Consider the following 21595-nt stretch of genomic DNA (forward strand, 5'->3'; position numbering starts at 1 on the left):
ATCTGGCCTGGAACCATGGGGCGAGCCAGGGCTTCGAGAAGGAGCTGAAGGAGATCTACGTCGACGTCGAGATGTTTGATAGTCGGCTGTGGGTGCGGGCCGGCAAGCAGACCATCGTCTGGGGCAAGACGGAGCTCTTCCGCAACCAGGACCAGTTCAACCCCCAGGATCTGGCGCTCTCATCGCTCCCGGGCCTCGAGGAATCCCGAACGGCCCTGTGGGCGCTACGCGCCGTCTACTCCTTCTACGATGTCGGCGCCTTCCAGGACGTGAGCCTGGAGGTCTCCGTCAACTTCGACGATGTAGAGGGCGCGGATCTCGGGTACTGTGGCGAGCCCTACACGGTCAGCCTGGTCTGCGCCGGAACCTTCGGATTCCTGGCGCACGGCTTCGAGGCCAAGGGGCTGGCCGGCCAGCGCAAACCACCCTCGCCATGGAATAGTTGGCACGGCCTCGAGGTCGGCGCGCGCTTGCAGTTCCGCTGGAAGCGCTTCAGCTTCGCCCTCACCGATTTCTACGGGTATGACGACCTTCCGTATGTCGAAAAACTCTACACCTTCGAGCGCAATGTGGATCCGAAGACGGGTCGACCCCGACGTGAGAACACGCGGGGTGGCTGTCGAACCGGCCGCGAGGACGAGTGCCTGCGAGGCGGCAAGGACGCGCTGCTCAACCACTCGGGGAATCAGACACTCTTCGCAAAGAATTGCGCGTCGACCTTCGGCATCGTGGCCCTCGATCCGACCGCCTGCGGGTTGACCGTCTTCAACAGCCGGGTGGTGACGGACCCCACCGAGATCCTTGCGCCCCGTTTGATGATCGCGTTCAACAACATGTGGGCCGGCTCGAGGAGCGGCTTCTTCGGCCTGAGCGGAGGCGGCGCAGAGGTCTTCGCCGGCCTCGCCGCGTTCAATGCCCGCACCGTCGCAGACCTGGCGCGGTTCCCCTGGACACCCACGATCCTCGGATTGGGCCCCGCAGCCGGGGACCGAACACCGCTCGTAGCTCTCTCGGTGGATCCCAACGACGGCGGGCCCTCGATCGCTCCCCCCGAGCTTGCTGCAGATCCGGGTGTCCTCGCGTGGCAGAGTTCCGCCTTGCAGCCGGTGCTGACGGATCAGCAGGAGGCCCTGCTCGGCTGCGGGGTGTTCTTCGATACCCAATGCGACATCGACGGCATCGATCTGTTCAATGCGGAAGCCAGCGCGATCATACAATCCTTCGTGGGTTTCGACGGCACATCCGGGGATTGGAGCACGACCGACCGGAGCCGCGCCCAGCCCGGCACGGTGGGTTTCGACGGCGGCCCTGTCTGCACGCGCTACCAGGGCGGGCGCCTGCACGTTCTACCCGGATGCCGCGGCCGCGGGGAAGACGGCTACTCGCTGCTCGTGGACGGCTCGACCGGCGGTGCCGTTCACCCGTTCACGGGCCAGCCCTTCCGCACCGAGATGGCAATCTTCTCCTGGAATTTCATGATGGTGCTCGCCGCCAACTCGATTCCCCTGGACCCGAAGCGGCCGCGGGTCGACGAATTCGATCCGAATCGCGCCTTCCGCAGCGATGGCTGTTCGTTGGCGAAGCCCCAGTTCTGCAACGCCTTCACCAATTTCTGGTTGTCGATCTCCAGCAAGCGGCCGAGCCGGCGGGCCGGCGGCAACGGGCGTTTCGGCCGGCGGGATTTCCAATGGCACGACGGAACCCCGCTCGTCGTCCGCTTCCAGAAGCGCAACGTGCTCGGCTTTTCGATGGACTTCGCCGAGGACATCAGCAAGAGCAACTGGGCGATCGAGTTTACCTGGGCCGACGATCTCCTGCAGGCCGACAACAACGAGTTCGACGGCCTCAGCGAGGTCGATTCGTTCAATCTCACGGTTTCGGTCGACCGCTCGACCTTCATCAACTTCCTGAATGCGAACCGGACCTTCTTCTTCAATACCCAGGTCTTCGTCCGCTACGTGAGCGGCTATCGCCAGGGGTTCACGAGCAACGGTCCCTGGAGCACCCTCGCGACGTTCACGGCAACGACCGGGTACTTCCAGGATCGCCTGAACCCGTCCATGACGCTGGTCTGGGACCTCGGCTCCGATTCCGGCGCCGCACTCGGGCAGGTCCAGTACCGCTTCAGCAGCAACTTCTCGGCCACCTTCGGCGTTGCCCTCTTCGCCGGTCGGACCCAGCGCAAGGACATGGGCATCAACCCGATCGCTTCCCAGAACCGCACGGGCCGCGGCGCGTCGAGAGATTTCGTCGACAACGGCCTCTCCGTGATCCGCGACCGCGACGAGTTCTTCGTGCGCGTGCGGTACTCGTTCTAGCTCGAGCGGGCATCTTGCAGGAACCCGGAGGGCGGCAGCTTCACGCTGGCTGGATCGTCAGTCCAGCTTGCGTCGCCAACTCGGGAGAGCCAGGAGTCCGCAGGCGAGAAGCGCGCCGGCGGAAAGTTCCGGAACGGCCGCCACTCTACAGGAACACCCGTTGACTTGTTGGAGATTCTGAGGCGCTCTGAGTCCGACGGAGCGAGAGTGTTGGGCTTCTGGAATCGACGGGGGCTCCCCTAACTACGGGCTCTCGGCCGGCCCAACCACCACCACGCGGCAGCGCCGCCCAAGAGGGCCCCGGCCGCGAGCGGGGCAGGTTCATCGAGGCCGGTCGGAGGTGCGGCGGCAGCGCCGAAAAGCGCGCCCGCGGCGATGGGCAGGACGCAGCAGACCACGAAGCTCGAGAGCACGCCGAACCCGGCCGCCTTGCCGAGCCGGCGGCTCTGGCGCCCTGGTGCGGTCTGCGGGACGTTCAGCGAGCGGAAGATCTCGGCATCCGGCTTCACGCCGAGGATTTCCAGGCGAAGGTGGTCGCTCTCCCGGCGCTCGACTCGTTGCCAGGTGATGCTGGAACAACAGTCGCTCTCCAACTCGATCAGTCGATCGACCTTTTCGGCGAGGCCAGGTGCGGCGGTCAATTCCAAGGCCAGGCCGTTCTCGATCGGAACGGTTTCGATGGCATGGGGGAGGATCTCTCGCTCGACCCAGGCCAGGCGATCCTGCATCCCGTCGGGCGGGAGAGTGCAGATTTCAGCAGGGTCGATGGCCGCAGGCTCAGACATGGTGGCTCCCTTGGCTGTGTTGAGTTGCAAGACTACTTCTTCAAGTACACTTGAAGTCAAGAGGCGTCGTCATGCCCGGCCAGAAAAGGGGAATGCGGGTGGCAGAGCTGAGAATCGGTGAGATCGCGGCACGGAGCGGAATCGCGGCCTCGGCGATCCGGTTCTACGAAAGCGAGGGGCTGCTGCCGAATCCGGTTCGGCAATCCGGCCGGCGTGTCTACGACGAGTCGATCCTCCAACGCCTGGGCCTGATCGATCTGGCCAAACGCGCGGGCTTCAGTGTGGCGGAGATCAAGAAGCTCATGGCCGGGTTTGCTCGGCGGACGCCTCCGGCCGAGCGCTGGCGCGGTTTGACGGAGATGAAGTTGAAGCAGCTCGACCAGCGAATCGCGGAAGCCGAGCAGATGAAACGCGTCCTTCGCGTGGTGCGGAGCTGCCGCTGCCCTTCACTCGAAGACTGCAGCAAGGCGCTCCGGGCCTCGCAAACTGCAGGCGCGGAAGCCGAATGACCTGATCGATGTCCAGACGAACGCCACCCTGCGTAGCTCGGACGGCTACGCAGGGTGGGCGATCGGAAGCCTGGCGCGGAGCTACGCGGCCAGCTTTTCTTCCTCGACGACCTCGCCGTGCACCACTCCAGCCGGCTCGACGGCCAGCGAGCGATTGACGAACGGGATGACGTTGAAGTTCGGGTCGAAGCTCTTGTACGCCGCGCGGAAGCCCAGGCTCAGGGCCCAGTGCGAGAGAAAGCCGATCAGACCCGGGACGGCGGCATAGCCGGCCATCACTGAGGCGGTCACGAGAGAGGCAGCCCCGGCGATCAAGGTGGCTGCATAAATTGAAAAGACGCGATCGTTGTTCATTCCAGTTTCCTTGTTCCTTGTCTGTGTGAGCAGGCTCAGCTGTGGCTTCCGAATCCAGCGCAACGACCGCGGCCTGTGGCCGAACGGTTCTCGTGGCGGTTCGTGAATCCCCCGGGCGCGGGCAACTGCACTTACCGTGCCACTTCTTCGCCTGCCTGTGAGGCGAGGGCGAACGGGATGGAGGAACCCTGGTGATTGGCCTGGATATCGACTGCCCGGGTCGATGCCCGCGGAGTATTGTCCCATCGAGCTGTGCTCGTTGGATCAATCTGGGGCGAGCCGCAACAGTAACTTTCCAGCAGAACCCGCGAAGGCTCGTCAAGCGGGATTCGCGGCCGAAGCGGAGAGACGCAAGGCGCTGCCAGAACCGTGGCGAGAGCGGACAGGCTGTGATTGCAGTGTGGCGCGGCGTCTCACCAGACTCGAAGTCCGGCCGATCTCCAGGAACGCTACGCTCGCCGAATGCCCGGCTTCGCCTACGAGACCACCCCCTGGCAGATCCGAGAAGACCTTCCGAATGCCTATCGGGCCGAGTGGCAGAAGCTTGCCCAACCGGGCGCCTGGTGGACGGGCGCCGAGCGTGTGGCGATCGCCGAGGAGGTGCGTCGGGCGCAGGGCTGTGCTCTATGCATCGAGCGAAGGCAGGCGCTTTCGCCGTTTTCCGTGGACGGCGAACACGACCATGCTGAGGCAAGCAGGCTCTCGGACGTTGCGATCGACACGGTGCATCGTCTCGTCACGGATGCCTCACGGCTTTCGCGCACTTGGGTGGAGAAGCTCGCGGCCCAGGGTGTCTCGGATGGCCACTACGTCGAGCTGCTCGGCGTGGTCGTCGTGGTGATCAGCATCGATTCTTTCAACCGGGGCCTTGGGCTTCAGCTCGAGCCGCTCCCCGAGCCGGAAGAGGGTACGCCCACGGGCCACCGACCCCTTGGCCTGGAACATGTGACCGCCTGGGTGCCGATGATCCAAGCCGGCAAGGCGCAAGGTGAAGATGCGGACCTCTTTCCCGGAGGCCCGCAAACCGCCAACGTGATCCGCGCCCTCAGCCTCGTGCCGGATGCTGTGCGATCCCTGAAGAACGTGTCCGCGGCCCAATATGTACCGACCTGGGCGGTCGGCGATCCGTCCTACTCGGAAGGCCGGGCGCTCGATCGCGCCCAGATCGAGCTCGTCGCGGGGCGGGTATCGGCGCTCAACGAGTGCTTCTATTGAACCAGCGCCCACTCGGTGCTGCTCCGTGCGGGCGGCGAGATGGAGGGAAAGGCAGTCGACCTGGGCGCGGTGACCGGGGGTGACGCGGCCGACAGTGGTGTGAAGCACGCGGGGGAGTTGGTGCGCTTTGCCGAGGCGATCGTGGGCGGCGAAGAAGACGAGATCGCATCGGCACGGGGTGCGCTGTGCAGCGTCGTCGGTGATGCAGGAATGATCGACGCGGCTGCGGTGGCCGGGAACTTCCAACGCATGGTTCGGATCGCCGACGGCACGGGCATCCCACTCGATACGCCCGTCAAACTGGTTTCTGCGGATCTCCGAGAGGAGCTCGGAATCGATGCGTTCGGTTCGGCCAGTGAAACCTCCGCGACCAGCCGGTTCGGGCGCCTGGCAGGGCGATTGATGCGGCCACTCGTACCGTTCGTGGCGAAGCGGATGGGCCCGAAGCGGCCGAAGGACGGCTCACTGGTGTGAATCCGGCCGCGGGTGGCCCCGGCGATCGCGGGTGAGGCGCGCGGCAACAGCGATCCACACCAGCCACAGGGCACCTACCAGTGCCGCAGCCGCGAATTGTGTGCCCGGCCTGGCGAGCAGCAGATCGTAGGCGCCGTGGCTGACGGCGGAGATTGCGAAGCCCAGCGGAAAGGCCCAACGCGCTCCGCGCAGTGTGGTGTAGGCCAGGCCGAGGCCCCAGGGGCCCGCGAAGACCACATGGGTGATGGGTGCAGCGGCGGCGCGGGCAAGGGTCGAAGCGATGTCGGTCTCTCCCAGGCTCGCGAGGAGCACGGCCTCGGCCAGGGCGAAGCCCACCGCCGAGGCACCTGAGTAGACGGGGCCGTCCCAGAGCTCATCGAACTGCCGACCCGCCCACACGAAGGGCAGCACGGGCAGGAGCTTTGCCGCTTCTTCGACCCCGCCGATCACGAGGGCGCCCGCGATGGCGTTGGGCAGGGGACCCATCAAGAGTTCCCAGCTCGCCTCGAGGCCGGCGCCGTCGAGCGCGCGGTAGCCGAAGTGCGCGAAGACCACGGCCAGCGAGCCGAGCCCGGCAGCCGCCAGCATCAGGGGCCAGGGTTCCGGAGTGCGGCGATCCTTCCAGCGCAGATACGCGATCCACGCTGCGGCGCCGCCAAAGGTCGCGGGTACCGCGAGCAGGAGCAGATGAGCCAGGCCGGGCATGCCTGCTCTCATCGACGCGGGCCCGATCCATCTGAATCGGAGGGTCAGGCTTTGGGACGATCGGGGTCGTCGAGGCGGACGATTGTGGCACCCCAGCCGCCGCGCTCGGCAGGCGCGTCGCACCAGGAAAGTGCGTGGGGGAGCTTCGCGAGCAGGCTCTGGATGCGCGCGCGCTGCACACCCTTTCCGCGCCCGTGAATCAACCGAACCTCGCGAAAGCCTTTCTCCCAGGCTGCCTCCAGGTAAGCCTCGACAACCTCGGGGATTTCTCGTGGCGCGAAATCGTGGAGGTCCAACGCCTCGGTGATCGGTACATGGACGATCTCGTCTCCGGGCGACGGATCGTCCGGGCCCTCACTCCGGATCCGTGTCATGAGCGCACGTCAGTTCTCGCTCGCTTGATAGACACGTTCACCGCCGACGAAGGTCTCGAGCACGCGGATCTCGTCGATGTGTGCCGGATCCTCCAGGGGCGATGCGGAGAGGATCACGTAGTCGGCGAGCTTGCCTTCTTCGAGTGAACCCTTGTTGTCCTCATCGTGATATTGGTAGGCGGCATCGATGGTCGTCGCGCGCAATGCCTGCATCGGCGTGATGCGTTCGGCCGGGCCGATGTCCTTGCCGCTGCTGCTCTTCCGATTGACCGCAGACCAGATCAGGCGCAAGGGCTCCATCGGAACGACCGGGGCATCACAATGGATCGTGAAGTGCACGCCCTTGTCGAGCGCGCTCTTCGCGGGGCTCATGCGCGCGGCACGATCGGGGCCCATGAAGAGATCGCGGTGCCGGTCGCCCCAATAGTAGGTGTGCAGGCTGAAGAACGACGGGATCACCTGGAGCTCGGCCATGCGATCGAGTTGGTCGTCGCGGCTCATCTGGGCGTGGATGATGATCGGCCGCGGATCTTCGGAGGGCGTGTCCGCGAAGGCCGCCTCGAAGGCATCGAGGATATCGTCGATCGAAGCGTCACCGTTCCCGTGGATCGCCAGCTGCCAACCGGCCGCGTGGTAGCGCTTGGCCCGGGTGATCAACTCGTCCCGCGGAACGCGCGGGTAGCCCCGGAACGCCGGGTCATCGCCGGGAGGGACGTGATAGGGCTCGGACAGGTAGCCCGTATAGCCCTGGATCGAGCCGTCCGCGACGATCTTCACGGCACCGATCTGGCACCCACTCCGGATCGTAGGTCGTGTAGGGCTCGCCTCCGTCGAGCAGCTCGTCGAGGGCCTCCATTCCAGGCCAGAGCACCAGACGGATCGGGATGATGCCGAGCCGGGAGAGCCAGGGGAAGAGGCGCAGCTGGTCGGGCGGCGTATAGCCGGTCTGTGCGGTGGTGACGCCCTGGGCCACGGCCCGCTCTACAGCAAGCCGCACCATGGCCAGACCGCCCATGAGGCCCGGGCTCAGGAGATCCGCTTGGAGTGGCTCCATTGCGGTCTCCTCCAGCACGCCGTCCGGCTCACCGGTTTCGGCATCGCGTCGGATGACGCCGCCCTCTGGATCCTTGGTGTTCTTGTCCCAGCCCAGATCCGCGAGCGCGCGGCTGTTGATCGAAGCCAGGTGGCCGGAGATATGCAACACCGCCACCGGGTGGTCGGTGGATACGCGATCGAGGTCGATCCGTGTCGGGTGCCGGCCTTCGGCCAGGAGGGTGTCGTCGTATCCCATCCCGGTGACCCATTCCCCGGGCGAGGTGTCTTCCGCGCGCTCGCGCATACGCGCCACCAGCTCGTCGATCGTCTCCAGGTCTCCGATCGGCGGCGGATTCAGATCGGTCACGCCGGCCCAGACGCCGTCGCCAGGAAAGTGGCCGTGAGCGTCGATGAAGCCAGGCACGATGGCGCCGCTTTGCAGTTCGACGACGTTTGCCGCCGGGCCTCCCCAGGCGCGCACTTCGATCTCGCTCCCCACGGCTCCGATGCGGTCGCCTTCGATGCCGAGGGCTTCGACCACCCGATTCTCGCCGTCCACGGTGAGCACGGAAGCGCCAACGTAGACCGTACGGCGGCTGCATGCGGTGGCGAGGAGGAGGGCAAGGACGATCAACGCAAGGGGTAGGGGGCGTCTCATGCCGGCGAGTCTACCGCGTCAGAGGGCTCAGTCTCGGGGCCGGAAAGGTCGATGCAGCCAGGCACGGACCAGCTTTGAGGGGGATCGACCATGCCTGGAATCGGATCGCGAGGGGCCGCTGCCCTGGCCATGCTCTTGGTGCTCGTGGGCTGTCAGCGCATCGATGTAGCGTCGCGGCCCGCAGGTGGAAAGGCTGACGTTCAGGAATGGGTCGTCCAGGAGGCTGGCGCGAACGATCTGGGTGATCAGTGGGGCCGCGGAACGTGCAAGCCCGGCGCGCAATCCGAGTTCCGCTGGATCGATTGTCGCTCGGGGGGTGATGGCAGTCCGATGCTTCTGGCTTCCACCCAGGAATTCTCCTCGCCGGTGGATGTGACAGGACACAGCCTGCACTTCTGGATTCGCATCGACGATCCCGCGAAGCTGGGCGGCCTGGAATTGCGACTCGCCTCGGGAAGCTTCGAGAAGGGCATGGCCGCGTTCCAGATTCCGCTCTACAGCGATCCCCCGTTCAACATGATCCAGGGCGGTGTATGGACGCCTCAGAGTTTCAGTCTCGGTACGGCGCGCATCGAGGGAGAGGTCGATCTCCGGAGCGTGTCGCGGGTCGGGCTCTACGCCGCCGACAATGGCAAGGGGCCCATCCGCGTGAGATGGACGGGCCTCACCGCGGTGGAGCAGGCCGCCGAAGGCTATGTCTCGTTCACCTTCGACGATGGGACGCTCTCCCATGTCGAAGTCGCCGCTCCTGCGATGCACGAACACGGCTTCCGCGGTACGGCCTACGTGATGCCCGATGAAGTCGGCTACGAAGGCTTCGTGACGACGGATCACCTGGACGAGCTGGCCGGGACGTACGGTTGGGATGTTGCGGCGCATCACGCCGTCTCGTTCACCCACATGAAGGAAGGCGAACTCGAACCCGCCATCCTGAGCGTCCAGAGCTACCTGCGGAAACGCGGCTTCGACGCGGGCCTCGGGCATCTTGCGTATCCGCTGGGTCGGCAGGATCCCAAGGTTGTCCGGCCCCTCGTGCGGAAACATTTCACGACGGCTCGCCTGGCCAGTGCCGGCCCGGAAACGATCCCGCCCGCGGATCCACACCTGCTCCGGGCGGTGAACGTGCTGGATACGACGACGCCGGAGGAGGTCGGAGAGATCGCACTTCGGGCGAAGAAGCACGGCGAGTGGGCCATCCTGATGTTCCATCTGCTGAACGACGATCCCCAGGTGGAGATCGCCTACGCCATCGACGACTTCAAGAAGGCGCTGGTGGAGGTGGAGAAGACCGGGGTGAAGGTGCTGCCGGTCAGCGAGGTCTGGGATCGGATCAGTGGGATCCGGACGGTGCGTGGAGCCGCTCGCCCAGGGCGCGGAGAACCTCGAGGGCTGGCTTCGGCTCGCCCTTCGCAGTGAGCACACCAAACGAACGCTCGGCTGGGCCGAACCAACCGCTGTGTTCCGGGTCATCCCGGAGCTGGAAGTACACCATGCCGAAGACGCCTTCCTTCGCCAGCGCGCGGCGCTCGCGGACGAGAGAGCGCAACGCATCTCGTTGGGCGAGTTGCCAATCTCCATACGAAGAAATGGCGACGTAGCCGAGGAAGATGGGCCGCCCGAAGGCCTGGCGGAGGTAGCGAGCGTAGGAGAGCGCTGCCTCTCCCAGATTCAACGCGTCCTTGCCGTGCCTCGTGCTGGCCCGCATCTCCTGGAAGGCCAGGAAGTCGAGTTCGCCCGCGACTCCGGAAACGGCGCGCTCCAGATCGCGGGTCGGTGAAAAATCACCGGCGCAAAGGCCCACCTGCACCTTGGGCGCGAAGTGGCGCAAGATGCGCACGGCCTCACGCACTTCATCCGAGAAGCCGGCCCAATCGGTGATGGCCATTTCGCCTTCCGGCGGTGCGTTGTTGAACTCGGGTTCGAGCAGCACGATCACGGGCTCATCGATGGCAATACGGCGAGCGAGCCTCGCCAGGCTGCGGTGCCAGGCAGATCGCTCGCTCTCGACGCGCTCCTTGCTGATTTCGTCTCCGAAGAACCAGTGGGCGACGACGGGCGTGGTACCGGTGTGCGCGAGAGCACTGAGGGCGGCGGGCTCGAGCCAGTCGTCTTTCCAGCCGCGGGGAAGCCACACCTGCAGGTAGTCCGTTGCGAGGCCATGGCGCCTGGCTTCGTCCCTGACGGAGATGGCCTGTCCGTCCCGGTGGAGCTCGATTCGATCGCCCACGCCGACGCGGAAGGGTTCAGCGGCGCCGGGCAGGGCCGAGAGCATCAAGCTGGCAACGATGAGTGCCCCCGCGGGGATGTGTTTCAGGTCCATTTTCTCTTTGTCGTCCTCGGGTGTCTCCACCTCAAGCCCCTGGGGCGAAGCACCGATTCAATCCTCTGACCCTCGGTAGAAGGATGGAGTGGATGGAGGGGATTCCCACCGGTATCGATTTTCTCGATGCCGGCGCTGACGGCTTCTTTCGCGCGAAGCCCTATATGGCATTCGGTGGTAGCGGATCAGGGAAGTCGATCTTCGGCTTGCAGTACGCCCACGCCGGGCTCGTCGCCGGTGAGAATGCACTCTACGTATGTCGCGAGAAGGCCGACGACCTGATCCAACAGGGCGAGCGGATCGGTTTCCCGTTGGGTCAATACGTCGACAACGATCAACTCGTTCTGCTTGAGTATGACGAAGGTTTCCGGGAAATCGTCGCGCGCTCCGGCCCGGAGGCCGTGCTGATCGAGCTCCAGGCCGAGGTCGAAAGCCTCGGCATACGGCGCGTGATCCTGGATCCGATCGATCCGTTCTTCTCGTCCATGGACGACGAGACCATCCTGCGCAGCGAGCTGCGCATGCTGACGAGCCGCTTCGAAGAGATGGGCTGGAGCCCGCTCATGTTGTGTGACGCGGGTGTGATGCAGCAGCGCTTCGTGCTGCGCGTGTTCTCGGAGATCTGCTGGGGTTTGTTCGAACTGCAACGCGGAGGGGAGAGCGATTCGCCGGATCACTCGCTGCTCGTCTACAAGATGCGGAACGTTCAGCTCGAGAAGAGTCGCTTCGATTTCCGCATTGGCGAGTCCGGCATCTCGAGCGGCGCGGCTGCGCCGGCGGGTGCGCGACGTGGCTTCGCGCGTTTCCGGCGGGCGGAGGCGCCTGTCACACCGCCTCCGGTGGTCGTGAAACCCACGCCTCCGTCTCCACCGCCGCCGTCACCCCCTGTTCGGAAGCGCGCAAAGCCGTCTCCAGAACGAGCCGGGGAGATGGATCTGCTCGACGATGCAGCACTCGACGAAATCGAGCGCCTGGCCCGGGACCGTCGCACGGGCGACGAGGTTGCCCTGGAGCCCCCGACGCCCGAAGCGCGCCCCGCGCTATCGGCGACGGTTCTGGTCATCGAGTCGGACGAAGATGCACGCCGGGCCATGCTGCACGCATGCGGCTCCAAGGTCGAGGTCGTGGAAGCAGCGGATGGTGTCAGCGGCCTTCGTGTCGCCGCCGAAACGTGTCCGGACCTGATCGTGATGGGTGCGCGCATGCCGCGGCTCAACGGCATCGGCCTGTGCCGCATCCTTCGCGAGAGCGGCGTTGCGGTTCCGGTCGTCATGCTCTGCTCCTCCCATGCTGGCCCCGGAGAGGCACCCCGTTCCCTGGCTGCAGGGGCCGATGCTGCGTTGCCGAAGCCTGTGGATGAGCGCAGCCTGCGCGCCACGATGGTATCGCTGCTGCGCGAACGGCCGCCGGGTTCGGAACGCTGGCCGAAGATCGATACCGAGATGGCGCCTCGCATGCTGATGCCGCGGAACCTCGCTCCCGAAGATCTCGAAGCCATGATCGCCCGGGTGCGGAGCTGGGCGGAGGATGCCGGTGTACCCGTGAGCCTGGTGGGCTACGAGTTCCGCTTCGTCGAGGGCTCCAGCAACGCGTTCATGGAACAGTTCCGGGACGTACTCGCCGAGTGCATCCGTGCCGAGGATTTCATCGCGGATCTCGGAGATCGGCGTCTCCTGGCGTTGCTCGTGGACGCGGACAAGGAGGGCGCCCAGGCTGCTATCCGCCGCGTTCATGAAGAGATGGCGAACGCCGCCGAGAGCTTCATGGGCTCTCACGCGGTGAAGCCGAAGGCACTCTGCCGTTTGCTCACCCTGCAGCCCGACCGGCTGGCGGATGACGCGATCGAGCCTCCTTACGTGGATCGGCTCTACGAAGAAGAAGCGTGGCTGATCGAAGAGGATACGAACGACCGACCCGGCGAGCCGGTCGAGAAGTACCCGCTCATCGAGGCGGTCTTCCATGCGCTTTCGGGGGAGATGGCACTACTCACCTCCCCACTCGACGGCGAGGTCCATCCCATCTCCCAGGGGACCGACGGCGTTCGCGAGGCAGCCGTCGACGGGCATCGCTACCGGCTACAAGACGAAGCAGAGGAAACGCCGGCGGGTTTTCGTGCGCGTAGCGGCGCTCGGATCGTTTGGGTGGAAACCCTGGACGACGTACCGCGGGTGATCGCCCGTGTGGAAGAGGGCCGCGTGTTTCGCGGCAAAGAGGCATGAAACGGGCCGTCTGGTCGTTGCTCGGCCTGGCCTGGGTGCTGGCTGCAGGCGCCTGGGCAGAGCCGGAAACCGACCCTCGGCTCGGCGAAGCCCGTGAGCTTTCCTGGGCTGGCGACTATCGCCCGGCACTCGCGCTCTATGACGAACTGGCCGGAGAGCGGAGCGGTGATCTGCAGCTGCGGCGCGAGATCGGCCTGACCCAGCTCTGGGCGGGTAGGGAGCTCGACGCCATCGCCACCCTGCAGTCGGTAGTCGCGGCGGATCCGAACGATGCCGAGGTGCGTCTCGCTCTCGGCCGGGCGAACTACTACCTGGATGACGCGGCAGCTGCAGTCGCACACTACGTCTTGGCGCTTCCGGCATTTCGGGACGATCCGGTGGTCGTCGCTGAGGCGGTCGGGGTCTTTCGAGCCGCCGAGCGGAAGGGGCTGGCCCAGCGGTGGCTCGCGTACGGTTCTTCGCGGTATCCCGATGAACCAGCATTTCGGATCCTTCGCGCAGAGGCGATGCAACACGAGGGCGAACTCGGCGACGCCGCGAGCGAGCTCGAGAGCCTTCTCGTCGCCCATCCGGATCACCCGGCCGCAACGAAGTTGCTGGAGACGATCCAGAGCGAGCAGTCGTCACCGGTCGAGTTGGCGGTTCGGCTCGGCCACGAGGGCTACTACCGGAAGGCGCGCGGGATGCTGCGGCAACACCTCCGAGCCCACCCGGAGGATGATCGGGCCCGCCTCGAACTCGCCCACTTCACGGCCTGGAATGCAGATTATGCGGAGTCTCAGGCGCTGTACCGCGAAATCCTCGCTCGCTCACCGGGCGATCGGTTGCTGCGCACGGAGTTGGCGGAGGTCACGAGCTGGCGCGGCCAGTACGGTCCGGCACGTCGTCAGTTCGAAACGCTGGTTCGCGAGCAGCCGGATGATCTGCGGGTGCGGGTGGGTCTTGGCAACGTGCATGCCTGGTCGGGCGTGCAGCGTCTGGCCGATGCAACCTACCGGGAAGTCCTCGCTGAAGAGCCGGACCATGCCGACGCTCGCCAACAGCTGGATGCCCTGGAACTTCAGATGGCACCGGCCTTCGAGCCGAGCTTCTCCTACTTCGAAGACAATGCTGGATTCAGCGTCTCGACTGCGGCGAGCCGAGCTTCCTACTCGCCCCGTCCCGGCCGCCGGTGGTCCCTCGAATTGGACGCACCCCGCAGCGAAAGCGACGACGAGCGAGTCCAGGCCTACGGGCTTCGCCTCGGCCTTTCGGAGCGCGCCGATGAGCGTTGGGAATGGGGCGGAGAACTCGGTGCGGCAAGCTATGCGGGCGCCGGCGTGTCGCCCCGAATTAGGGCCTTCGCGACCCGATTCCTTGGCTATCGGCACGCATTCCAGGTCGATCTCCGCCACGGCGACGCACTTCCCGACGTACGCTCGATCGAGAGCGCGCTGGAGGGCGTGGAGCGATCGACGGCTTTCCTCGTGCATATGTACAACGGAGAGCGCTTCACGAGCTGGACGCGTCTCGAGGCCGGCCGCTATTCCGATGATCCGACCTTCTGGGCGGCCCGCAGCGTGCTCGGCTTCGCGTTGGTGAAGCGACCGCTCGAGATCGACCTGTTGGCAATCGCATCGGCCGGGGATTTCAGCGAAGCCTCGGATCTCTACTATTCACCCAGCGATCTCCTGACGTACGCGATGGGCCTGCGCGTCAAGACGCGTCTCTGGGATCGGCTCGATCTGGTGCTGATCGGCGAGTACGGCCGCATCCACTCCGACGGAGGCCAGGGGGTGACCTATCGCATCGCTCCCGAGCTGAGCTGGGAGATGACCGACGCCCTGCGACTCGCGCTTCGCTACGACCACTACGAATCCCTGCGTGACGGTGAGGTCTACACCTCGGATTTCGTTCGTGTCGGCGTTCGATATCGGCTCCCGGTGCGCGAGTGAAACATCGCTACACCATCGGCCTCGTCGTCCTCGCGCTGGGGCTCGTGACGCTTGGCGTGATCCTCCATCGGCAAGTGCTCGCGACGCAGTTCGTGCTGGAAGACGCATTCGTCCGCGTCTCTGTCGTGGTGTTGTTCGGCTTCCTGGTTCTACTCGTGATCCGCTACCTGGGCCTCCTCTGGTTTTCCTATCTGGACCAGCTGGAAGACCAGGCGCTACCGGACATGCGCCAATACCCGATGGTCTCGGTCATCGTGCCCTGCTTCAACGAAGGCACCGTCGTCCAAAGCTCGATCCGCTCGCTGCTCGAACTCGACTATCCGAACTACGAAATCCTCGTCATCGACGACGGCTCGACGGATGACACCTATCGGAAGGCCAATCAACTTGCGGGCCGCCACGGCCAGGGCACCGAAGTCCGGGTGATTCGAAAGCCCAACGGGGGCAAGAGCCGCGCCCTCAATCGCGGCATCCGTTCGGCCCGCGGCTCGATCGTGTTGTGCATGGATGGGGATTCGCGGTTGACCCGCGATACGGTGCGCGAAGGCGTGAAGCACTTCATGGATCCCACGATTGCTGCGGTCGCCGGCAATGTGAAGGTCATCAATCGCGAGAACCTGATCTCCAAGCTGCAGGCCCTCGAGTACATCGAAGGTCTGAACATGGCCCGCAAGGCCCAGGGCTTCTTTCGGATGGTCAACATCATCCCAGGCCCGATCGGGATGTTCCGGAAATCGGCGCTCTTCGAGGTCGGGCTCTACGAGCACGACACCTACGCGGAAGATTGCGATCTCACGCTCAAGCTCTTGCTGGCGGGCTTCAAGGTGGTCTACGAGCGCCGCTGCGTGGCGCTGACCGAAGCGCCCGAGGAACTGCTCGACCTCTTGAAACAGCGCTACCGCTGGACGCGCGGGATTCTTCAAGCGGTTCGCAAGCACTCGAGGTTGCTCTGGAGGCCCTTCTCCACGCCCGCCAACAGTCTGATCCTCTGGTACATGGTCTTCGAAGGTCTGGTCTGGCCGGCCATGAACATCTTCGCAAACGCGTTCTTCGTGGTCGTCGGAATCAAATACGGCATGACCGAGCTCCTGTTCTTCTGGTGGACGCAGCTCACGATCCTCGACATCGCGGCTGCGCTCTTCTGTGTCGCCATCGAAGAGGAGGATTTGAAACTGGCATTCTATGCCGTCTACTACCGGGTCTTCTTCATCACCGTCATCGACGTGTGCAAAGTGATGGCCACGCTCGAGGAGCTGATGGGTGCACAGATGAGCTGGGGAAAGCTCGAGCGAAAAGGGCGCATCTAGGGGTAGGGCATGAAATTCGATCTGATTCCGATTCTCTCGACCGTCATCATGGCGACGACGATCGTCACCATCATCCTGGCGTTCGGCTCCTATGCCGCCTACAAACTGCGCGACAAGCAGCGCGCGCGTGTGGGCCGGGTTGCGGCGGAGGAAGAAGCTCCGCCGCCGATCTTTCGCCGCTACCAACGCGAGGCTCCGCAGGATTCCACGGTCGAAGGCGACGACCCGAGCCGCTAGGCCATGACCGACGCTTCCGATCGCGCCAAAGGCGATCCGCGTGGCCGGATTCCCTTCTACTACCCGCTGCTGGTCGCAGGCCTTGTGTTGCTGCTTGCCGTGGCCGGCATGGCCTACCTGTGGACGATGCGAAACCTGTTTCCGGCAATGGAGCTCGCCCGGATTCCGACCGCAGAGGAGCGCGGCGAACCTCCGGTGCGAGAGGGGCCGCGGCGACGGCTGCGTTTGATCCAACCGGCCAGCAACATCGCCTGTGCCGAGCAGCAGAGCTTCGACCTCTGGTCCCAAGTGGAGCGCTGGAGCGAGCTTTCGGCGGCATTGGGTTTCGCGAGTGAAGTTGGAGGAATCGGTAGGGTCCCTGCCACGCCCGCCGTGATCGATGCGATCGTCGTGCCATGGGTGTTGTGCCTTTCCGAGGAGGAAAGGCACGCCATCGATGAATATGCGCGTGCGGGAGGTGGCGTCATCCTGGCTGGTGCGGCGGGTCTTTCCGGCGACGCACCCGAGCCGTTCTCAGCCGACGCTCTCTTCGTGGTTCCGGGGGGCCGAACCGCAGCCGCGTCCGCGCTCGATCCCGGTCGGCGGCTCGAGATTCCTCGCGACTCTCCCGCATTTTCGCATCGGAGTGAGCATCCGATGCTCTGGTGGAGCGGTTGGCAGTTGAAGCCAACGCCCGAGCACTCGAGCGACTGGCGAGCCGCCGCGGCCGTAAGGGGCGGTGCGTCACGACAAGCTTGGTTCGGCTTCCCGGTAAACCACGCAGCTCCCGGCTCCGAGGCAGAACTCGACCGGATGCGGAGCCTTGCCCTCCAGTGGGTGGCAGGCGACGACGTCGTTGCGGTCGCGCCATGGCCCGACGGCCGGCGCTTCGCCTGGGTCGTTTCGCTGGATGCCCACGGTGAGGAACCGGAGATGGAGGCAGCGCTCGACGCTTCGGAGGCCCTGGGCCTGCGATCGACGGTCTTCGTCTACAGCGATGTTGCCAAATCAAGGCTTCCGCTGCGAAAGGCACTTCGCGCAAGCGCCGAGCTGGGCTCCAGAGGGGATCGCCGCACCCGGTTCGAAGGCGGGACGCGCATCCACCAGAAGCAGAAGCTGGCTTCGAGCCGTGCGGCGATCAGCCGGATCCAGGGCCGAGAAGTACGTGGGCTTCGGATTCCGCGAGAGCGGCTCGATGCGCTGACGATGCATGAGGCTTCGGAGGCCGGTTATCGGTACGTGGTCGGGGATCCGGATTTCGATCGTGCCTATCCGCGTTGGGTCTCGGCGGAGGGCAGCCCGATGGCGTTGATCTCGAGGGCGGCGTCGGCAGATGATTCGGCCGGTCCGAGGCGCGTGGCGCCCGACCAACTCTTGCGGGATATGCAGCGCATGCGCGGCCTCGGAGGCCTCTGGGTGTTGACCCTTTCCGGGCCAGGCCTCAGTGATCCGGAACGGCGCGCCACCTTGGCCCCGGTGATGCGCCGGGCCGCATCCGCAGACCCCTGGATGGCGACCGCAGGCGAGACGGTCGAGTGGGTGCGGCAGCGGGCGCAACTCGAATTCGAGGTCTCGTCGTCCGGATTGCTGCGCATCGCGAACCCGGGCGTTGCGCCTCTGGAAGGCCTGGTCATCGAGATCTACGGCAACCGCCTGGAGCCCACCCGGCGGGCGGTTCCACGTCTTGCGGCGCGCGGTGCGGCGGCTCTGCAGCTCGGCGACGGCGGGATCGCTCTCGCACCGAGTCGCCCGCTGCCGCTCCTCGCGGCGGATGGGCGTCGGCTCGCCGAGGACGAGCCTCGCGGGTCTACTCCATCTTTCGCGCGTCGGTGAACAACGCGACGACTGTGATGATCGCCAGCATCGCGGAACCCGCGGCGAACAAGGTCGCCAATGGGCCGAAGCGCCCGGCTGCGATTCCGGAGAGCAGGGCGCCAAGCGGCGACCCTCCTACGATGCCCACCTGATAGACCGCCAGCACGCGTCCGAGAGCGTCCGCAGGCGCGGCTTCTTGAACCAGCGTGCGGCTCGTATTGATGAACACCGCGCCGCAAAGCCCCCAGATCACTGCCGCGCCGACCATCCCAGGGAAGGGAAGGCCGGTCCCCATGATGACCAGGGTGGTGGCACCGGAGGCGAGGGAAAGCAAGAGGGCTCGACCCATGCGGCGAACTCCACCGAGTGCGCGCATGATGAGAGAGCCCGCGATCGTGCCGAGGGGAAACGTCACGAACAGGAGAGCCAGTTCGAAGGCGCCGCCGCCGTAGTGATCTCGAACCAGGAGCGGGAAGAGGACCATATAGGGTCCGATGAACAACACACCAACCAGGAAGACCAATACGACCGGCGTTCGCAGGTTCGGTGTCCGCCAGACGATCCGCAGGCCTTCCAGGATTTGATGGAACGCGGAGCGGGCCTCGGTGGGCCTGGCCGGCGGCGGGCCCTCTGCCACGCGCAATGTGGCCGCCCCGCCCGCGGCCAACACGAGAGCCTGCACCGCGAGGATCGCGACGATTCCCACGGATTCGGTGGCCCCACCTATCAGGGATCCCACCGCTTGGCCGCCGAACTGAAAGGCGGTCATCCCGGTTACGGCGCGCATCATGTCGTTGCCGGCCACCCGGGAGAGCAGGGCATCGCGGCTCGGCATCACGAAAGCCGAGAACGTTCCAAGCATCAAGCCATAGCCGATCAGCAGCGTCAGGCTGAGGGCGCCGGATCCGATGACCACCGCCAGCGCAAGAATGGGCAGTGTCGCAGCGAGGTGAAGACCGATCAGCAGGCGGCGTGGATCGAAGCGATCCGCCACGGTGCTGCCGAAGAGCAGCAGACCCAGGGCAGGAAACATCGTGGAACTCTGGGCAAGCCCGACCCAGCGCGCTTCGGTATCCAGGACGCCGACCACCAGCCAGCTGAAGACCAGCCCGTTCATTCCCCAGGCGGTGAACCAGGAGGCAACACCCGCCGTGAACCAGCCATAACTACTCACGACGAAGCACAGTAGCTGACACGGCAAAGGATTCGACGGGCGTCGATCCACCGACGGGCAGAATCGCCGGTAGATCGCTACGAAGCGTTCACCCGCGTCCTGAATGCGGCTACATAGGCCGCTGGCTCAGTCTCCCGCGTAGGCGGTCTCCGAGTGTTCGGCGAGGTCGAGGCCTTCGTACTCCGCATCGTCGTCGACCCGCAGGTCGCCGAGCACGGCCTTCAAGCCGTAGAGGATGACGATCGTGGCGATGGGTGCGAAGAGGGCGACGAAGAGGATGCTCTGGGTCTGGGCCCAGAGCTGCCCCATCCACGTCATGCCTTCGGGCATCGCAAAATCGGCGATGAAGATCGCAGTTGCGAGGGCGCCCCAGGTTCCCCCGATGCCGTGGACGCCGAAGACGTCCAGCGAATCGTCGTAGCCGAGGCGGGGCTTGAGGAAGGCCACGGCGAAGTAGCAGATGGCTGCGCCCACTCCGCCGACACCGATTGCGCCGACTGGCGTGACGAACGCACAGGCCGGGGTGATGACGACGAGCCCCGCGACAGCGGCTGTGGCCGCACCCAATACGGTGGGCTTGCCGTGGTGCAGCTGCTCGAGGAGCGCCCAGACAAGGACCGCGGAGGCGGCTGCGGTGTTGGTCGTGATGAAGGCCAGGCCGGCGGTGCCATCGGCGGCGAGTTCGCTGCCGGCGTTGAAACCGAACCAACCCACCCAGAGCAGGGCAGCGCCGATGACCGCAAACGGGAGGTTATGCGGCGGCATCGGCTCCTTGCCATAGCCACGGCGCGGGCCGAGCACGAGGGCTGCGACCAGGGCGGAGTAGCCGCTCGACATATGCACGACGAGCCCACCGGCAAAATCCAGCGCGCCGATCTTGGCTCCGATGAATCCGCCACCCCAGACCATATGCGCGAGAGGGCAGTAGACGACGATCAACCAGATCGTGATAAAGAGCAGGTAGGCCGAGAACTTCATGCGCTCGGCGAAGGCGCCGAGCATGAGTGCCGGCGTGATGATGGCGAACATCCCCTGGAACATGATGAAGACATAGGTGGGGATCGTGCCGTGGAGCGATTCGGGTGTGATGCCGTCCAATAGGAGCATGGACGTATCGCCGATGAACGCGTTGCCTTCCCCGAAGGCGAGGCTGTAGCCCACCAGAATCCAGACCACGCCGGCCATGCCCGCGGAAATCAGGCACTGCATGAAGATGGAGAGCACATTCTTCGAGCGGACCAGCCCGCCGTAGAAGAGCGCCAGTCCGGGCAGGGTCATCATCAGCACCAGGGCCGTGCTGGTCAGCATCCAGGCCGTATCGCCGGCCGATAGCTCGTCCTCGGCCCACGCGGGGCTTGCCAGCAGTGCGAGGGCGATGAAAGGCAGAACGCGAAATATGAGCGACGGCATGGAGCCCTCCGGATCGGGTGACACCCCGGGGAGAGCAAGCGCCGTGCCATGAGAGAGCCCTGGAGAGGGGGTGGTCACGCACTCGTGGCCAGAAACCGCACAACTCCTGAGCAACGCTGCCCGATTCCTGGGCAGGGCTTCGCACGTTCGAGCCGGGCACCGCGCACGCTTCGGGCCGCGAGGCGGGCTCGCGACAGGAGCCTACGCGTGTGGAACCCTTCCGGTGATGACTGAGCGCTTCCCCGATGCACGGATCCTGCCCTTTCACGGGCAGATGCCGCGGATTGGTCTGGACGCGTGGGTCGCGCCGGGCGCCAGCGTGATCGGGGATGTCGAGATCGGTGCCGGCGCAAGCATCTGGTACGGCTGCGTGCTGCGCGGCGACGTCAACGGCATCCGCATCGGTGAACGCAGCAATGTGCAGGACGGTGCTGTCCTGCATGTGACGCGCGACCGCTTCTCGACCGATGTCGGCCGGGAGGTGACGATCGGCCATCGCGCCGTGGTGCACGGTTGCGAGGTAGGGGATGGCGCGTTGATCGGAATCGGCGCGATCGTGTTGGACGGAGCCCGGGTCGGCGAGCAAGCCCTGGTCGGTGCCGGGGCGGTCGTCGTTCCCGGCGGAGAAGTGCCAGCCCGAACGCTCGTGGTCGGGACGCCCGCGAGGGTCGTACGCAAACTCGATCTGGATGAGATCGAGCAGCAGCGGCGCCGAACACTTTCCTATGTAGAGTTGGCACGCGAACACGCTACGCGGGGGTAGCCGTAGCTCG

20 protein-coding genes are annotated in these 21595 nt (G+C 65.5%); 11 read left to right on the forward strand and 9 right to left on the reverse strand.

Going from position 1 to position 21595, the window contains the following annotated elements; translation table 11 throughout:
* A partial coding sequence (locus GY937_19720) for a hypothetical protein (GenBank protein MCP5058937.1) occupies positions 1-2318 on the forward strand: 2318 nt, incomplete at its 5' end.
* A 239-nt stretch (positions 2319-2557) separates the two neighbouring features.
* On the opposite strand, the gene GY937_19725 is transcribed toward GY937_19720, so the two are convergent.
* Entirely contained in the window at positions 2558-3103 is a 546-nt protein-coding gene (locus GY937_19725) for a hypothetical protein (protein MCP5058938.1), read from the reverse strand.
* Between the two features lie 98 nt (positions 3104-3201).
* Here GY937_19725 and GY937_19730 point away from each other — a divergent pair, with 98 nt between their 5' ends.
* Positions 3202-3612, forward strand: a complete 411-nt coding sequence (locus GY937_19730; protein MCP5058939.1) for a MerR family transcriptional regulator — start codon at positions 3202-3204, stop codon at positions 3610-3612.
* Positions 3613-3693: 81 nt separating this feature from the next.
* On the opposite strand, the gene GY937_19735 is transcribed toward GY937_19730, so the two are convergent.
* Positions 3694-3966, reverse strand: a complete 273-nt coding sequence (locus GY937_19735) for a hypothetical protein (GenBank protein MCP5058940.1) — start codon at positions 3964-3966, stop codon at positions 3694-3696.
* A gap of 462 nt (positions 3967-4428) precedes the next feature.
* Between GY937_19735 and GY937_19740 the strand changes: the two genes are divergently transcribed.
* Together GY937_19740 and GY937_19745 are read left to right on the forward strand one after the other, a co-directional pair.
* A complete protein-coding gene (locus tag GY937_19740) occupies positions 4429-5181 on the forward strand; it encodes a hypothetical protein (protein MCP5058941.1) in 753 nt (250 codons plus the stop codon).
* A gap of 15 nt (positions 5182-5196) precedes the next feature.
* A complete protein-coding gene (locus GY937_19745; protein MCP5058942.1) occupies positions 5197-5655 on the forward strand; it encodes a hypothetical protein in 459 nt (152 codons plus the stop codon).
* On the opposite strand, the gene GY937_19750 is transcribed toward GY937_19745, so the two are convergent.
* From GY937_19750 to GY937_19765, 4 genes are read right to left on the reverse strand one after another with little or no spacing between them, the layout of a single operon-like run.
* A complete protein-coding gene (locus GY937_19750) occupies positions 5644-6360 on the reverse strand; it encodes a PrsW family intramembrane metalloprotease (GenBank protein ID MCP5058943.1) in 717 nt (238 codons plus the stop codon). The genes GY937_19745 and GY937_19750 overlap by 12 nt on opposite strands.
* A 44-nt stretch (positions 6361-6404) precedes the next feature.
* Positions 6405-6734, reverse strand: coding sequence for a Smr/MutS family protein (locus GY937_19755; protein MCP5058944.1), 330 nt, complete (start codon positions 6732-6734; stop codon positions 6405-6407).
* A 9-nt stretch (positions 6735-6743) separates the two neighbouring features.
* Entirely contained in the window at positions 6744-7511 is a 768-nt protein-coding gene (locus GY937_19760; GenBank protein MCP5058945.1) for an amidohydrolase family protein, read from the reverse strand.
* Entirely contained in the window at positions 7432-8427 is a 996-nt protein-coding gene (locus tag GY937_19765) for an amidohydrolase family protein (GenBank protein ID MCP5058946.1), read from the reverse strand. Before GY937_19765 ends, GY937_19760 begins: the two co-directional genes overlap by 80 nt.
* A 90-nt stretch (positions 8428-8517) precedes the next feature.
* On the opposite strand from GY937_19765, the gene GY937_19770 reads away from it, so the two are divergent.
* On the forward strand, positions 8518-9843 hold the full coding sequence (locus tag GY937_19770) for a polysaccharide deacetylase family protein (protein MCP5058947.1): 1326 nt from the start codon (positions 8518-8520) through the stop codon (positions 9841-9843).
* Here GY937_19770 and GY937_19775 read toward each other — a convergent pair.
* Positions 9758-10777 (reverse strand): hypothetical protein, encoded by a 1020-nt coding sequence (locus tag GY937_19775; protein ID MCP5058948.1) that lies wholly within the window; start codon positions 10775-10777, stop codon positions 9758-9760. The two genes, GY937_19770 and GY937_19775, sit on opposite strands and share 86 nt — an antisense overlap.
* Positions 10778-10839: 62 nt before the next feature.
* On the opposite strand from GY937_19775, the gene GY937_19780 reads away from it, so the two are divergent.
* From GY937_19780 to GY937_19800, 5 genes are all read left to right on the forward strand, one after another.
* On the forward strand, positions 10840-12966 hold the full coding sequence (locus GY937_19780; GenBank protein MCP5058949.1) for a response regulator: 2127 nt from the start codon (positions 10840-10842) through the stop codon (positions 12964-12966).
* Positions 12963-14900 carry a hypothetical protein gene (locus GY937_19785; protein MCP5058950.1) on the forward strand — a complete coding sequence of 646 codons (1938 nt, stop codon included), beginning with the start codon at positions 12963-12965 and terminating at the stop codon, positions 14898-14900. The genes GY937_19780 and GY937_19785 overlap by 4 nt, the downstream gene beginning before the upstream one ends.
* A gap of 74 nt (positions 14901-14974) precedes the next feature.
* Positions 14975-16207, forward strand: coding sequence for a glycosyltransferase family 2 protein (locus tag GY937_19790; GenBank protein ID MCP5058951.1), 1233 nt, complete (start codon positions 14975-14977; stop codon positions 16205-16207).
* 9 nt (positions 16208-16216) lie between these two features.
* Positions 16217-16444, forward strand: coding sequence for a hypothetical protein (locus GY937_19795; GenBank protein MCP5058952.1), 228 nt, complete (start codon positions 16217-16219; stop codon positions 16442-16444).
* Positions 16445-16447: 3 nt separating this feature from the next.
* The gene (locus GY937_19800) at positions 16448-18256 is read left to right on the forward strand and encodes a polysaccharide deacetylase family protein (protein MCP5058953.1); all 1809 of its coding nucleotides are present in this window, start codon (positions 16448-16450) and stop codon (positions 18254-18256) included.
* Here GY937_19800 and GY937_19805 read toward each other — a convergent pair.
* Both GY937_19805 and GY937_19810 read right to left on the reverse strand, forming a co-directional pair.
* Entirely contained in the window at positions 18231-19412 is a 1182-nt protein-coding gene (locus GY937_19805; GenBank protein MCP5058954.1) for an MFS transporter, read from the reverse strand. The genes GY937_19800 and GY937_19805 overlap by 26 nt on opposite strands.
* Positions 19413-19538: 126 nt before the next feature.
* Entirely contained in the window at positions 19539-20822 is a 1284-nt protein-coding gene (locus GY937_19810) for an ammonium transporter (protein ID MCP5058955.1), read from the reverse strand.
* Between the two features lie 226 nt (positions 20823-21048).
* Here GY937_19810 and GY937_19815 point away from each other — a divergent pair, with 226 nt between their 5' ends.
* Positions 21049-21585, forward strand: a complete 537-nt coding sequence (locus GY937_19815) for a gamma carbonic anhydrase family protein (GenBank protein ID MCP5058956.1) — start codon at positions 21049-21051, stop codon at positions 21583-21585.
* The last annotated feature ends 10 nt before the right edge of the window (positions 21586-21595 follow it).

The sequence above is a fragment of the bacterium genome (genome assembly GCA_024228115.1).
Taxonomy (GTDB): Bacteria; Myxococcota_A; UBA9160; order UBA9160; family UBA6930.